We start from the raw sequence: 16,348 nt of genomic DNA on the forward strand, positions 1-16,348 counted from the left end.
GGAGGTTCCCCAGCCATGCCTGACGACCGGAAGCTCGTCGATTACCTCAAGTGGGTCACCGCAGATCTGCACCAGACCCGTCGGCGCCTGGAAGAGGTCGAGGCGGGCCGGCAGGAGCCCATCGCGATCGTATCGATGGCCTGCCGCTACCCCGGTGGCGTGTCCTCCCCCGAGGACCTGTGGCGCCTTGTCATCGGTGACGGCGACGCGGTCTCCGGCTTCCCCACCACCCGCGGATGGGACCTGGACTCCCTGTACGACCCGGAGGGGGACGGCCGCGGCACCACGAGCTATGTGCGTGAGGGCGGGTTTCTGCACGAGGCCGGGGAGTTCGACCCGGGCTTCTTCGGGATCTCGCCGCGCGAGGCGCTGGCCATGGACCCGCAGCAGCGGCTGCTGCTCGAGGTGTCCTGGGAGGCGATCGAGCGGGCCGGCATCGACCCGCTCTCGCTCCAGGGGAGCCAGACCGGTGTCTTCGCGGGGCTGATGTACCACGACTACGGGAGTGGCGCCGAATTCCCCCAGGAAACCATGGCGTTCCTGGGCACCGGCACCGCGGGCAGTGTGATGTCCGGCCGGGTCTCCTACACCCTCGGGTTCGAAGGCCCCACGGTGACACTGGACACCGCGTGCTCCTCGTCCCTGGTCGCCATGCATCTGGCCGCTCAGGCGCTGCGCAACGGCGAGTGCGGACTCGCGCTGGCCGGCGGGGTGACCGTGATGGCCACCCCCGGTTCCTTCGTGGACTTCAGCGCCCAGGGCGGGCTGGCCCGGGACGGCCGGTGCAAGTCGTTCGCGGACGCCGCGGACGGCGTGGGCTGGTCGGAGGGCGTCGGCGTGCTGATGCTGGAGCGGCTGTCGGACGCACAGCGCAACGGCCATGAGGTGCTGGCCGTCATGCGCGGCTCGGCCGTGAACCAGGACGGTGCCTCGAACGGCCTGACCGCGCCGAACGGCCCGTCGCAGCAGCGGGTCATCAAGCAGGCCCTGGCCGTCGCAGGTCTGTCCACCACCGACATCGACGCGGTCGAGGCACACGGCACCGGCACCACGCTGGGCGACCCGATCGAGGCGCAGGCGCTGCTCGCGACCTACGGCCAGGACCGTCAGGCGGACCGCCCGCTGCTGCTGGGCTCCGTGAAGTCGAACATCGGACACACCCAGGCCGCGGCCGGGGTGGCCGGTGTGATCAAGATGGTCATGGCGATGCGGCACGGGGAGCTGCCCGCCACCTTGCACCTGGACGCGCCGACCCGGCACGTCGACTGGTCCACGGGCGCGGTGAAGCTGCTCGCCGAGCGGTCCTCGTGGCCGGAGACCGGCCGGCCACGCCGGGCGGCCGTGTCGTCGTTCGGGATCAGCGGCACCAACGCGCACACCATCATCGAGCAGGCCCCGGCCCCGGCGGAGCCCGCCGAGGAGGGCACCGTCCCCCCGGCGGCCGCGGCGCCCGGCGTCGTGCCGCTGCTGGTGTCCGGAAAGACGGTGGGCGCGCTCCGCGGCCAGGCGGCACGGCTCGCCGACCGCCTGGACGAGGCGCCGGACCTGAGCCTGACCGATGTCGCCTTCTCCCTGACGGCCACCCGCTCGGCTTTCGAGCGGCGCGGTGTCGTGGTGGCCGGGGACCGCGCCCAGGCCATCGGGGCGTTGCGGGCGCTCGCCGAGGGCACCACGGCGCCCGGTCTGCTCGAGGGGACCACCGGGCCGGGCGGCGGGCTCGGGGTGCTGTTCTCGGGGCAGGGCAGTCAGCGGGCGGGGGTGGGCCGGGAGCTGTACGAGGCGTTCCCGGTGTTCGCCGAGGCGCTGGACGAGATGTGCGCGCACTTCGAAGGGAAGCTCGACCGCCCGTTGCGCGAGGTGCTGTTCGCGGAGCCGGGTTCGGCCGAGGCGGCCCTGCTGGACGAGACCGGGTGGACGCAGCCCGCGCTGTTCGCGGTCGAGGTGGCGCTGTTCCGGCTGCTGGAGTCGTGGGGGGTGCGGCCCGAGCAGGTGGCGGGGCATTCGGTCGGGGAGATCGCGGCGGCTCATGTGGCCGGGGTGTTCTCGCCGGCGGACGCCTGCTCGCTGGTGGCGGCCCGGGCCCGGCTGATGGGCGAGCTGCCGTCGGGCGGGGCGATGGTGTCCCTCCAGGCGGGCGAGGAGGAAGTCCTCCCGTATCTGGGCGACCGGGCGTCGATCGCGGCCGTGAACGGACCGCGTTCGGTCGTGGTCTCGGGTGATGAGGCTGCCGTACTCGAGATCGCCGACCGGTTCGAGGGCGAGGGCCGCAAGACCAAGCGGCTCGCGGTCAGCCACGCCTTCCACTCGGCCCTGATGGACCCGATGCTGGCGGAGTTCCGGCGGCTGGTCGAGGGGCTGTCGTTCGAGGCGCCGCGGATCCCGCTCGTGTCCAACCTGACGGGCGAGGTGGCATCGGCGGAGCTGGTCTGCTCGGCGGACTACTGGGTGCGGCACGTCCGGGAGCCGGTGCGGTTCGCCGACGGGGTGGCGGCGATGGGCGCCGCCGGGGTGACGGCCTTCCTGGAGGTCGGCCCGGACGGCGTGCTGTCCGCCATGGTCCAGGACGCCCTGCCGGAGTCGGCCGACGAGACGGTCGTGACCTCTTCGCTGCGCAAGGGCCAGGACGAGCGGGCCGCCCTGATCACGGCGGTGTCCCGGCTGCACATCGCGGGTGTCGACGTGGACTGGGCGGCCTACTTCGCGGGCACCGGCGCACGCGGGGTCGACCTGCCCACCTACGCCTTCCAACACGAACACTACTGGCCCAACGCGCAGGTGCGGACCGGTGACGCCACCGGGCTGGGGCTGATGCCCGCCGAACACCCGCTGCTGGGGGCCGCCGTCGGCCTGGCCGACTCCGGCGGTGTGCTGTTCACCGCCCGGCTGTCCCTGCGCTCGCACCCCTGGCTCGCGGATCACGCCGTGGGCGGTGCGGTGCTGTTTCCGGGCACGGCCTTCCTCGAACTCGCGCTGCGCGCCGGCGACCAGGTCGGCTGCGGACGCGTGGAGGAATTCACCCTGGCCGAACCGCTGATCCTGGGCGAGCGGGACGCGGTCGCCATCCAGCTGTGGGTGGAACCCGCCGACGAGACCGGCCGCCGCGGCATACACCTGTACGCACGGCCTGCCGACGCGCCCGAACAGCCATGGGTGGAGCATGCCTCCGGCGTGCTCGGCGCCACCGAGCACACGCCGGACTTCGACGCGTCCGTCTGGCCGCCCGAGGGAGCGGCCCCGGTGGACCTGGACGGGTTCTACCAGCGCTTCGCCGAGGCCGGATTCGCCTACGGCCCGCTGTTTCAGGGGCTGCGCGGCGTCTGGCAGCGCGCGGAAGAGATCTTCGCCGAAGTGGCGCTGCCCGAGCAGGCCACGGACGCGGAGTCCTTCGGCGTACACCCGGCGCTGCTGGACGCGGCGCTGCACGCGGTGTCCTTCCTGGACTTCGGCGACGCGGGGCAGGGGAGGCTGCCGTTCTCCTGGAACGGCGTCTCGCTGCACGCCGACGGGGCGTCCGTCCTGCGCGTACGACTGGCCAGGGCCGGTGCGGAGGCGGTGTCCCTGACCGCTGCCGACGTGGACGGCGCGACCGTGCTCACCGTCGAATCCCTGGCGCTGCGCCCGGTGACCGCCGATCAGCTGGCCGGCTCCGGTACGGCGCGACAGGACTCGCTGTACCGCCTGGAGTGGGTGCCCGCACCCGCGCCGACCTCCCCGATGGACGCGATCGCAGGCTTGGACGTGGCCGAGCTGAGTACCGATGTGGCGTCCTTGGAGGGCAGCCCCGACCTGGTCGTCGTGGCCATCGACGCCGCTGATCCAACCGACACACCCGACGCCGTGCACGAGGTCACGACAGGGGCCCTGGGCCTCATGCAGGACTGGCTGGCCGAGGACCGGCTCGAGGGCTCCCGTCTGCTCTTCGTCACCCGGGGAGCCGTCGCGGCCGACGATGGCGCGACGGTGTCCGATCTGTCCGCGGCCGCGGTGTGGGGGCTGGTGCGGTCGGCACAGGCCGAGCACCCGGGACGGTTCCTGCTCGTCGACGTCGACCAGCACGAGACCTCCATGTCGGCGCTGCCCGCCGCCCTCGCCTCGGGCGAGCCCCAGGTCGTGGTGCGCGACGGCGTCGTACGCACCGGCCGGCTCGCCAGAATGGCCACGGGGGCGGGTCTGATGCCTCCGGCGGGCGCGCCGTGGCGACTGGACAGCAAGCAGCGGGACAGGCTCGACAACCTGGCCCTGCAAGCCTCGCCGGAGGCCGCCAGGCCACTGGCGGCCGGCGAGGTCCGGCTGTCCGTACGGGCCGCCGGGCTCAACTTCCGCGATGTGCTCAGCGCTCTGGGCATGTACCCGGGAGAGGCCGGGCCGATGGGCGGCGAGGCGGCCGGTGTGGTCGTCGAGACCGGCCCCGAGGTGACCGGGCTGCGCGTCGGCGACCACGTCATGGGCCTGGTGTCCGGCTCATTCGGCCCCCTCGTCGTCGTGGACCAGCGTGCCTTGATCACGGTCCCCGACGCGTGGTCGTTCGAGGATGCGGCGGCGGTGCCGCTGGTGTTCCTGACCGCGTACTACGGCCTGGTGGACCTTGCGGGGTTGGCGGCGGGTGAGTCGGTGCTGGTGCACGCGGGCGCCGGTGGTGTGGGTATGGCCGCGATTCGGCTGGCCCGGCATCTGGGTGCTGAGGTGTTCGCGACGGCGAGTGAGGGCAAGTGGGACACACTGCGCTCGCTCGGCATCCCGGACGACCACATCGCTTCGTCGCGTACGACGGAGTTCGAGGAGCGTTTCCGGGAGGTGAGTGGCGGGCGTGGTGTGGATGTGGTGCTCAACTCGCTCGCGGGTGAGTTCATCGACGCCTCCGCGCGGTTGCTGCGCCCCGGTGGGCGGTTCCTGGAGATGGGCAAGACCGATATCCGTGAAGCGGAGGCGGTGGACGGCCGCTACCTCCCCTTCGATCTGGCGGATGTGGAGCCGGACCGGGTCCAGGGGATGCTGGTCGAGCTGTTGGGGTTGTTCGAGGCGGGTGTGTTGCGGCCGTTGCCGGTGGCGGCGTGGGATGTGCGGCGGGCGCGGGACGCGTTCCGGTTCATGAGCCAGGCCAAGCACACGGGCAAGATCGTGCTGACCATGCCGCGGGAGTGGGACTCCGAAGGCACGGTGCTGATCACCGGGGGTACGGGTGGTCTGGGCAGCGTGCTGGCGCGGCATCTGGTGGAGGACCGCGGGGCGCGCCACCTGGTACTGACGAGCCGTCGCGGGCCGGACGCTCCGGGTGCGGGGGAGCTGCGGTCGGAGCTGTCGGCGCTGGGCGCCGAGGTGTCGGTCGTGGCGTGTGATGTGTCGGATCGTGACGCGGTGGCGGGGGTGCTGGCGTCCATCCCGGCGGAGCACCCGCTCACAGCGGTGGTGCATACGGCGGGCGTGCTTGACGACGGCGTGGTGGGGGCGCTGACGCCCGAGCGGCTGAGCGCCGTGCTGCGGCCGAAGGTGGACGCGGCGTGGCATCTGCACGAGCTGACCCGCGGCCTTGACCTGGCCGCCTTCGTGGTGTTCTCGTCCGTGACGGGCTCGATGGGCGCTCCGGGGCAGGCGAATTACGCGGCGGGCAACGCCTTTCTCGACGCGCTGATGACACGCCGACGGGCGGAGGGGTGCGCGGGGCAGTCGCTGGTGTGGGGCCCGTGGGCGCAGGACGGCGGGATGACCGCTGGTCTGAGCGAGGCCGACTTGCGGCGGATGAGCGCCGCCGGCCTGCCGCCGATCAGCGCCGAGCAGGGCATGGCGCTCTTCGACGCCGCCACCGCGCTGCACGATGCCGTGGTCGTCCCCGTACCGCTCGACCTCGCGGCCTTGAGGGCGAGCGGCGAGGTGCCGCCCCTGCTGCGCGGGCTCGTCCGGGCGACGCGCCGTACGGCGGCCGCGGGGCTGCCCGCCTCCGGCGCCGCCGCCGAACTCACCCGGCGCCTGGCGGGGCTGCGCGGCGCCGACCGGGTCCGGATCCTGGTGGATCTGGTGCGCGCCGAAGTCGCGTCCGTCCTGGGCTACGCGTCACCGGACGCGGTGGACGTCCGGCGGGAGTTCCGCCGGCTGGGCTTCGACTCGCTGACCGCCGTCGAGCTGCGCAACCGGCTGAACACGGCCACCGGGCTGCGCCTGCCGTCCACCCTCGTGTTCGACTACCCGACGCCGGCCGTGCTGGCCGACTTCCTGGTGGCCGAACTGGTCGGCACCGACAGCGATGCCGCGGCCCCCGTGGCCGGGGCCGTCCGGGTGGACGACGACCCCGTGGTCATCGTGTCGATGGCCTGCCGCTACCCGGGCGGGGTGGCGTCGCCGGAGGACCTGTGGCGACTGGTGATCGACGGAGCCGACGGCATCACGGAGTTTCCGACCGCACGCGGCTGGGACCTGGACTCCCTGTACGACCCCGACCGCGATCGCCGGGGCACCAGCTATGTGCGTGAGGGCGGGTTCCTGCACGAGGCCGGGGAATTCGACGCGGGCTTCTTCGGGATCTCGCCGCGCGAGGCGCTGGCGATGGATCCGCAGCAGCGGCTGCTGCTGGAGACCTCGTGGGAGGCGATCGAACGGGCCGGAATCGACCCGACCTCGCTGCGGGGCAGCCAGACCGGCGTCTTCGCCGGAAGCCTGCACCACGACTACGCCTCCGAGCGGATGGAGTTCCCGCCGGACGCCCGGTCCTTCCTCGGCACCGGAACGGCGGGCAGCGTGATGTCGGGCCGGATCTCCTACACCCTGGGGCTCGAGGGCCCGGCGGTCACAGTGGACACGGCCTGCTCGTCCTCGCTGGTGGCCATGCACTTGGCCGTGCAGTCGCTGCGGTCGGGGGAGTGCGCCCTGGCCCTCGCCGGCGGTGTGACCGTGATGGCCACCCCCGGGCCGTTCATCGACTTCAGCGCCCAGGGTGGGCTGGCCCAGGACGGCCGCTGCAAGCCGTTCGCGGAGGGCGCCGACGGGACCGGCTGGTCCGAGGGCGTGGGCATGGTCGTGCTGGAGCGGCTGTCGGACGCGCGGCGCAACGGCCATGAGGTGTTGGCGGTGGTGCGGGGTTCGGCGGTGAACCAGGATGGTGCGTCGAATGGTTTGACGGCGCCGAATGGTCCGTCGCAGCAGCGGGTGATCCGTCAGGCGCTGGCGAACGCGGGTCTCGCTCCGGCGGAGGTGGACGCGGTCGAGGCGCACGGCACCGGCACCACGCTGGGCGACCCCATCGAAGCGCAGGGACTCCTCGCCACCTACGGGCAGGGCCGCGAACGCCCGCTGTGGCTGGGCTCGGTGAAGTCCAACCTGGGGCACACCCAGGGGGCCGCCGGCGTGGCCGGTGTGATCAAGATGGTAATGGCGCTGCGCCACGGTGTGCTTCCCAAGACCCTCCACGTGGACCAGCCGACCACGCATGTGGACTGGTCCATGGGGGACATCCAGCTGCTCACCGAGTCGGTGGCATGGCCCGAGCACGACCGGCCACGGAGGGCTGCTGTCTCCTCCTTCGGGCTCAGCGGTACCAACGCCCACGCCATCATCGAGCAGGCGCCCGAGGAGCCGGTGGACGTCGAGGGTGCGGCCGAGGCGCCTGTCGTTGACGTGGCGGCGATGCCGTGGGTGGTGTCGGCGAAGTCGGCTGCCGCGTTGCGCGGCCAGGCGGCCCGCTTGCTGTCCCACGTGGAGACCCACCCCGAGGCCACGTCGGTCGATGTCGGCTACTCGCTGGTGTCGGCGCGGGCGGTGCTGGAGCACCGGGCCGTGGTGGTCGGTGGGGATCGCGGGGAGCTGTTGTCCGGTCTGCGTGCCGTGGGCGCCGATGAGCCTGGTTCGAGCCTGGTGTACGGGGTTGCCGATGTGGAGGGGAAGACGGTGTTCGTCTTCCCGGGGCAGGGTTCACAGTGGGTGGGTATGGGTGCCCGACTGCTGGAGGAGTCTCCGGTGTTCGCCGAGCGGATGGCGGAGTGCGCCGCTGCCCTGGCGTCCTTCACGGACTGGTCGTTGATGGACGTGGTGCGGCAAGTGGAGGGCGCCGCGTCGTTGGAGCGGGTGGATGTGGTGCAGCCGGTGTCGTGGGCGATGATGGTGTCGCTTGCCGCGCTGTGGCGCTCTCACGGTGTGGCGCCGGATGCGGTGGTGGGTCACTCGCAGGGCGAGATCGCGGCCGCCTGTGTGGCCGGTGCGCTGTCGTTGGAGGACGGCGCCCGGGTGGTGGCGTTGCGCAGTCAGGCGATCGCGCGGCGCCTTGCGGGTGCCGGGGGAATGGCCTCGGTGCCGCTGCCGGTCGTTGAGGTGGAGGCGCGGCTGGAGCGCTGGGACGGCCGGGTGTCGGTCGCGGCCGTCAACGGCCCCCGCTCGGTGGTGGTTTCCGGTGACCGCGAGGCGTTGGACGAGTTGATCGAGGAGCTGACCGGCGAGGACGTCCGGGTCCGGCGGATCGCGGTGGACTACGCCTCCCATTCCGCCCACGTCGAGGGAATCCACGACGAGCTGTTGGAGCAGCTGGCGTCGGTGGCTCCGCGTGGGGTGGAGGTGCCGTTCCTGTCGACGGTGACCGGTGAGTGGGTCGACGGCGGGGAACTGGACGCCGAGTACTGGTACCGCAACCTTCGTCGGACGGTGGGCTTCGAGCCTGCGGTCCGGGAGTTGCTGGCCGGGCGCCACCGCGTGTTCGTCGAGGTCAGCGCCCATCCGGTGCTGGCGGTCGGGGTCCAGGAGACCGTGGACGACGCCGAGGTGACCGCCGTTGTCGCGGGCACTCTGCGGCGCGATCAGGGTGGCAGCGACCGATTCCTGACCTCCCTGGCCGAGGTCTTTGTTCGTGGCGGCGGTGTCGACTGGGCGGGTGTGTTCGCGGACACCGGCGCGCACCGCATCGATCTGCCCACCTACGCCTTCCAGCACGAGCGGTACTGGCCGAAGGCCGCCATGCGGGTGGGCGATGTCACGGGCCTGGGCCAGGTGGCCGCCGGGCATCCGCTGCTCGGCGCCGCGGTGGAGCTGGCCGATGCGGGCGGTGTGCTGTTCACCGGCAGGCTGTCGCTTCGGTCGCACCCTTGGCTGGCCGACCACGCGGTGGGCGGTGTGGTGCTCTTCCCGGGCACCGGCTTCCTGGAGCTGGCGATCCGCGCCGGCGACCAGGTGGGCTGTGACCTGGTGGACGAACTCACTCTGCTCGCACCGCTGGTGCTGGGGGAGCGCGACGCCGTCGCCGTCCAGCTGTGGGTGGGGGCGCCGGACGAGAGCGGCCGCCGCACCCTGAACGTGTACTCGCGCCCCGTCGACGCTGCCGAGCAGCCATGGGTGCGCCATGCCACCGGCGTGCTCGCCCAAGGAGAGCGCGCGGCACGCTTCGACGCCGGCGTATGGCCGCCCGAGGGCGCGGTCGTCGCCGACATGGAGGACTTCTACGAGCGACTCGCCGACGGCGCGTTCGCCTACGGACCGGTCTTCCGGGGGCTGCGGGCGGTGTGGCGGCGCGAGGACGAGGTGTTCGCCGAGGTCGCCCTGCCCGATCAGACGGGTGAGGCCGCCGAGTCGTTCGCGATGCACCCGGCCCTCCTGGACGCGGCCCTGCACGCCGTGTCGTTCGTGAACCTCGAAGCGGCCGAGGGCGGACGCCTGCCCTTCTCCTGGAGCGGGGTGTCCCTGCACGCCTCGGGCGCCTCCATACTGCGCGTCCGACTGACCCGGCGGGACGCGGAGTCCGTCTCGCTGGCGGCCGTGGACACCGAAGGCGCGCCCGTCCTCTCCGCGGACTCACTGGTGCTGCGCCCGGTGTCGGCCGAGCAGCTGGCCGGAGCCCGGGCCGGTGAGCGGGAATCGCTGTTCCGGCTGGAGTGGGTGCCGGTCCACGTCGACACGGCGGCGGCCGGCGCGCTCGACATGGTGGAGCTGACCGTGGAGCAGGCGACGGACCCGGCGTCGCTGGAGACCGTGCCGGAGGTGGCGACGGTCATCTGGGCACCGGCCGACGCCGCCTCGCCTGCCGAAGCGGTGCGCACGGAGACCACGCGGGCGCTCCAGCTCATCCAGAACTGGCTGGCCGACGACCGGTTCGAGGACTCCCGGCTGGTCTTCGTCCTGCGCGACGCGGTCGCCGTCGACTCGCCGGACATGGTGGCGGCGGCGGTGTGGGGGCTGGTGTCCAGCGCCCAGAGCGAGAACCCCGGGCGGTTCGTGCTCGTGGACGCGGCTTCCCCGGACGAGGTGCGGACCGCGCTGGCGTCCGGAGAGCCGCAGGCCGTGGTGCGCGACGGCGGCGTACGCGTCGGCCGGCTGGTCACCGTGGCCTCGGGCGGCGGGCTCATGCCGCCGCCCGGGGGAGCGCCCTGGCGGCTGGACAGCAGGGAGAAGGGCAGCCTGGACAACCTGGAACTGCTCAGCTACCCCGAAGCGGCCGAGCCGCTGGCGCCCGGGCAGATCCGGGTGGCCGTACGCGCCGCCGGGCTCAACTTCCGGGACCTCCTCAACGGCCTGAACGCCCTGGGCTCCTTCCAGGACAAGGTGGGGGCGCTCGGCAGCGAGGCGGCCGGTGTGGTCGTGGAGACCGGCCCCGAGGTGACCGGGCTGCGTGTCGGCGACCGGGTGGTCGGACTGGTCGACGGCTCCTTCGGGCCCCTTGTGGTGGCCGCCGAGCAGGCGGTGACCCGGATGCCGGACAGCTGGCGGTTCGAGGACGCCGCGTCCGTCCCGGTCGCCTTCCTGACCGCGTACTACGGCCTGGTGGACCTGGCCGGCCTGGCGGCGGGTGAGTCGGTGCTGGTGCACGCGGGTGCCGGTGGTGTGGGTATGGCCGCGATCCAGATCGCCCGGCACTTGGGCGCCGAGGTGTTCGCGACAGCGAGTGAGGGCAAGTGGGACGCGCTGCGCTCGCTGGGCATCCCGGACGACCACATCGCCTCCTCCCGTACGACCGAGTTCGAGGAGCGGTTCCGGGAGGTGACCGGCGACCGGGGCGTGGATGTGGTGCTCAACTCGCTCGCGGGCGAGTTCATCGACGCGTCCGCGCGGCTGCTGGCTCCCGGCGGCCGGTTCGTCGAGATGGGCAAGCTGGACATCCGCGACGCCGACAGCTTCACCGACGCGACGTACCACTGGTTCGACCTGCTCGACGCCGGCCCCGAGCGCCTCCAGCAGATGCTGGTCGAGCTGATGGACCTGTTCGAGGCGGGCGTCCTGCGGCCGCTGCCGGTCATGACCTGGGATGTGCGGCGGGCGCGGGACGCGTTCCGGTGCATGAGCCAGGCCAAGCACACCGGCAAGATCGTGCTGACCATGCCGCGCGAGTGGGACCCCGAGGGCACCGTGCTGATCACCGGTGGCACGGGTGGTCTGGGCGGTTTGCTCGCGCGGCACGTGGTGGGCGCGCGTGGGGCGCGGCGTGTGGTGCTGACGAGCCGTCGGGGTGCGGCTGCCCCGGGCGCGGAGGAGTTGCGGGCGGAGCTGTCGGCGCTGGGCGCCGAGGTGTCCGTCGTGGCCTGCGATGTCGCGGACCGTGACGCGGTGGCGGGAGTGCTGGCCTCGATCCCGGCCGAGCATCCGCTCACGGCGGTGGTCCACGCGGCGGGTGTGCTGGACGACGGCGTGGTGGGAACGCTGACGGCGGACCGGCTGGGCGGGGTGCTGCGACCGAAGGTGGACGCGGCGTGGCATCTGCACGAGCTGACCGGCGACCTCGACCTGGCCGCCTTCGTGATGTTCTCCTCGCTCGCCGGAGTGATGGGCAACCCGGGCCAGGCCAATTACGCCGCCGCCAACTCCGCCCTCGACGCCCTGGCCCGCACGCGCCGGGCGGCGGGCCTCGCCGGCCAGTCGCTCGTATGGGGCCTGTGGGCGCACGAGAGCGGCATGACCGGCAAGCTCACCGACACCGACATCCAGCGCATGAGCGCCGCCGGCCTGCCGCCGATCAGCGGCGAGGAGGGCATGGCCCTCTTCGACGCGGCGACGTCCTGCGACGAGCCGGTGGTGGCACCGGTGCACCTGGATATCCCCACGCTCCGTGCCCAGCCCGGGGTGCCGGGCCTGCTGCGCGGGCTGGTCCGTACCACCCGCCGGGTGGCGGCGTCGGCATCGGTGTCCGCGTCGGGCGCGGCGGCCGAACTCAACCGGCAGCTGGCGGCGGTGGCACCGGCCGAGCGCCCCCGGATTCTGGTGGACGTCATCCGCGCCCAGGCGGCCGCGGTCCTCGGACATGCCTCGGCCGACGCGGTCGAGGCGCGCCGGGAGTTCCGGGCACTGGGGTTCGACTCGCTGACCGCCATCGAACTGCGCAACCGGCTGAACACGGCCACCGGGCTGCGGCTGCCGTCCACGCTCGTCTTCGACTACCCCACGCCGCTCGTCCTGGCGGACCACCTGCTCTCCGAGCTGGTGGGCGAACGCGGTGAGGTGGTGGTCCCGGCCGCCGCGACCTCCGGATCCATGGACGACCCGATTGTGATCGTCGGGATGAGCTGCCGCTACCCGGGCGGCGTCCGGTCCCCGGAAGACCTGTGGCGGCTGGTCGCCGAGGGCAAGGACGCCATCGCCGAACTCCCCACGGACCGCGGCTGGCAGGTCTATGGGGACATCGACTTCGAAGGCGGCTTCCTCTACGACGCCCCCGAGTTCGACGCCGGCTTCTTCGGTATCTCGCCGCGTGAGGCGGTGGCCATGGACCCGCAGCAGCGGCTGCTGCTGGAGACCTCCTGGGAGGTCTTCGAGCGCGCGGGCATCGATCCGGCCGACCTGCGCGGCACCGACACCGGTGTCTTCATCGGCGCCGCCAGCAGCAGCTATGTACCGCCGGAGGAGTCCCGCGGCCACCAGATGACCGGCCTGCTGACCAGCGTCGCGTCCGGCCGGCTGTCCTACACCTACGGCCTCGAAGGTCCGGCGCTGACGGTGGACAGCGCGTGTTCGTCGTCACTGGTGACCATCCACATGGCGGCGCAGTCGCTGCGCTCGGGCGAATGCTCCCTGGCACTGGCCGGCGGTGTGACGGTGATGGCCACCCCGGCGGCCTTCGGGGAGTTCGACCAGCACGGCGGGCTGTCCCCGGACAGCCGCTGCCGCCCATTCGCCGACGCGGCCGCCGGAACGGGCTGGTCGGAGGGGGTCGGCCTGGTCATCCTGGAGCGGCTGTCGGACGCGCGGCGCAACGGACACCAGGTGCTCGCGGTGGTGCGGGGTTCGGCGGTGAATCAGGATGGTGCGTCGAATGGTTTGACGGCGCCGAATGGTCCGTCGCAGCAGCGGGTGATCCGTCAGGCGCTGGCGAACGCGGGTCTGGCTCCGGCGGAGGTGGACGCGGTCGAGGCGCACGGCACGGGCACCACGCTGGGCGACCCGATCGAGGCGCAGGCGCTGCTCGCCACCTACGGTCAGGACCGCGAGCTGCCCCTGCGGCTGGGCTCCATCAAGTCCAATGTGGGACACACCCAGCTGGCGGCCGGTGTGGCCGGTGTGATCAAGATGGTGATGGCGCTGCGCCATGGTGTGCTGCCCATGACCCTTCACGTGGATCAGCCGACCACGCATGTGGACTGGTCGGCGGGCGCGGTGGAGCTGTTGACCGAGTCGACGGAGTGGCCGGAGACGGGGCGTCCGCGCCGGGCCGGTGTCTCCGCGTTCGGCGTCAGCGGCACCAATGTGCACGCCATCCTGGAGCAGGCGCCCGAGGAGCCGGTGGACGTCGAGGGGGCGGCCGAGGCGCCTGTCGTTGACGTGGCGGCGGTGCCGTGGGTGGTGTCGGCCAAGTCGGCTGCGGCGCTGCGTGGGCAAGCGGTCGCTCTGCTGTCGCACGTGGAGACCGACCCGGAGCTGCGGCCGGTGGATGTGGGTCATGCGCTGGTGTCGGCGCGGGCGGTGCTGGAGCACCGGGCCGTGGTGGTCGGCGGGGACCGCGAGGAGCTGCTGTCGGGTCTGCGTGCCCTGGCTGATGATGAGCCCGGCTCGGGCCTGGTGCACGGGGTTGCCGATGTGGAGGGGAAGACGGTGTTCGTCTTCCCGGGGCAGGGGTCGCAGTGGGCCGGGATGGGTGCCCGGCTCTTGGACGAGTCTCCGGTGTTCGCCGGGCGGATGGCGGAGTGTGCCGCTGCCCTGGCGTCGTTCACGGACTGGTCCTTGATGGACGTGGTGCGGCAGGTGGAGGGTGCCGCGTCGCTGGAGCGGGTGGATGTGGTGCAGCCGGTGTCGTGGGCGATGATGATCTCGCTCGCCGCGCTGTGGCGCTCTCACGGCGTGGAGCCGGATGCGGTGGTCGGCCACTCGCAGGGTGAGATCGCGGCCGCCTGTGTGGCCGGCGCGCTGTCGCTGGAGGACGGTGCCCGGGTGGTGGCGTTGCGCAGTCAGGCGATCGCCCGGCGGCTGGCAGGTGCCGGGGGAATGGCGTCGGTGCCGCTGCCGGTGGGCGAGGTGGAGGCGCGGCTGGAGCGCTGGGACGGCCGGGTGTCGGTCGCCGCGGTCAACGGTTCCAGGTCGGTCGTGGTCTCCGGCGACCCGGAGGCACTGGACGAGCTGATCGACGAGCTGACAGGGGAGGACGTCCGGGTCCGGCGGATCGCGGTGGACTACGCCTCCCACTCCGCCCACGTCGAGGAGATCCACGAGGAGTTGCTGGCGGAGCTCGCGCCGGTCGCCCCGCGCGGGGTGGAGGTGCCGTTCCTGTCGACGGTGACCGGTGAGTGGCTCGACGGCGGCGAGCTGGACGCCGAGTACTGGTACCGCAACCTTCGTCGGACGGTCGGTTTCGAGTCGGCCGTGCGGGAGTTGCTGGCCGGGCGCCACCGCGCGTTCGTCGAGGTCAGCGCCCATCCGGTGCTGACGGTCGGGGTCCAGGAGACCGTGGACGACGCCGAGGTGACCGCTGTGGTCACCGGCACGCTGCGGCGTGACCAGGGCGGCAGCGACCGGTTCCTTGCCTCGCTGGCGGAGCTCTTCGTCCGTGGTGGCGAGGTCGACTGGGCAGGTGTGTTCGCGGACACCGGCGCGCGCCGCGTCGATCTGCCCACCTACGCCTTCCAGCGGCAGCACTACTGGCCCTCCGAGCCCGCGCGAGCGGGCGATGTGACCGCCGCCGGCCTGGTGTCCCCGGAACACCCGCTGCTCGGCGCCGCGGTGGAGCTGGCCGACGCGGGCGGAGTGCTGTTCACCGGCAGCCTGTCGCTTCGATCGCACCCCTGGCTGGCCGGCCACGCGGTGGGCGGTGTGGTGCTCTTCCCGGGCACCGGTTTCCTGGAGCTGGCGATCCGCGCCGGCGACCAGGTGGGCTGCGACCTGGTGGACGAACTCACCCTCGCGGCGCCCCTGGTGGTGCCGGAGCGCGACGCGGTCGCCCTCCAGGTGTGGGTGGGCGTGCCGGACGAGTCCGGCCGCCGCGGCTTCAACGTCTACTCACGGCCCGCCGACGCCACCGAGCAGCCGTGGCTGCACCACGCCACCGGTGTGCTGGCGGCGGGCGAGCGGACGTCGGACTTCGACGCGACCGTGTGGCCGCCCACCGGTGCGGTCGTCGCCGACTTGGAGGGCTTCTACGAGCGGTTCGCCGACGTCGGCCTCGAATACGGCACGGTCTTCCAGGGGCTGCGCGCGGTCTGGCAGACCGACGACGAGGTGTTTGCCGAGGTCGCCCTGCCCGATCAGACGGATGACGCCGAGTCGTTCGCGATGCACCCGGCTCTGCTGGACGCGGCCCTGCACGCCATGTGGTTCGCCGAGGTGGCAGGGGCCGACTCGGGCGCGGGACAGACCTCGCTGCTGTTCTCGCTGAGCGGTGTCTCCCTGCACGCCCATGGCGCCTCTGTCCTGCGGGTGCGGCTGGCCCACGGCGCCGCCGGGGCGGTGACCCTGGAGGCGGCCGACCCGACCGGTGCGCCCGTCGTCTCGATCGAGTCCGTGACCACCCGCCCACTGTCCGCGCGGCAACTGGCCGCCGGGAACCCCGTCGGCCACGTGTACGACTCGCTCTACCGGCTGGACTGGGTGCCGGCTCCGGCCGCCTCACGACCCGACGGCGAGCCGGACACGCTCGAACTGTCCACGGACGCGCTCGGGCACCTGGCGTCCCTCGAAACGGTGCCGGACGTGGTGGTGGTCGAGGTCGGCTCGCTCGGTGCCACCGGCCCCGCCGACGGCACCGGGGCCCCGGACGACCCGGCGGGTTCGATGCGCCACGTGACGGCCCGGGTCCTGGAGCTGGTCCAGCACTGGGTGGCCGACGAGCGGCATTCCGAATCCCGTCTGGTGTTCATCACGCGCGGCGCGGTCGTGGCGCGGAGCGGCGACACCCTCACCGATCTCGCCGCGGCGGCCGTATGGGGGCTGCTGCGCACCGCGCAGACGGAGTACCCGGGACACCTCG

The 16,348-nt window shown here is 72.8% G+C and carries 1 protein-coding gene (cut by a window edge); it reads left to right on the forward strand.

Features of this window, described 5'->3' with window-relative positions; translation table 11 throughout:
• Positions 1-15 precede the first annotated feature (15 nt).
• Positions 16-16,348 carry the 5' portion of a type I polyketide synthase gene (locus ACZ4WQ_RS36190; RefSeq protein ID WP_398374973.1) on the forward strand. The gene runs 16,265 nt beyond the window's last position, so the window shows 16,333 of its 32,598 coding nt (coding positions 1-16,333); its start codon is at positions 16-18; its stop codon lies off the right edge, out of view.

Source organism: Streptomyces sp. NPDC028305 (assembly GCF_055569495.1).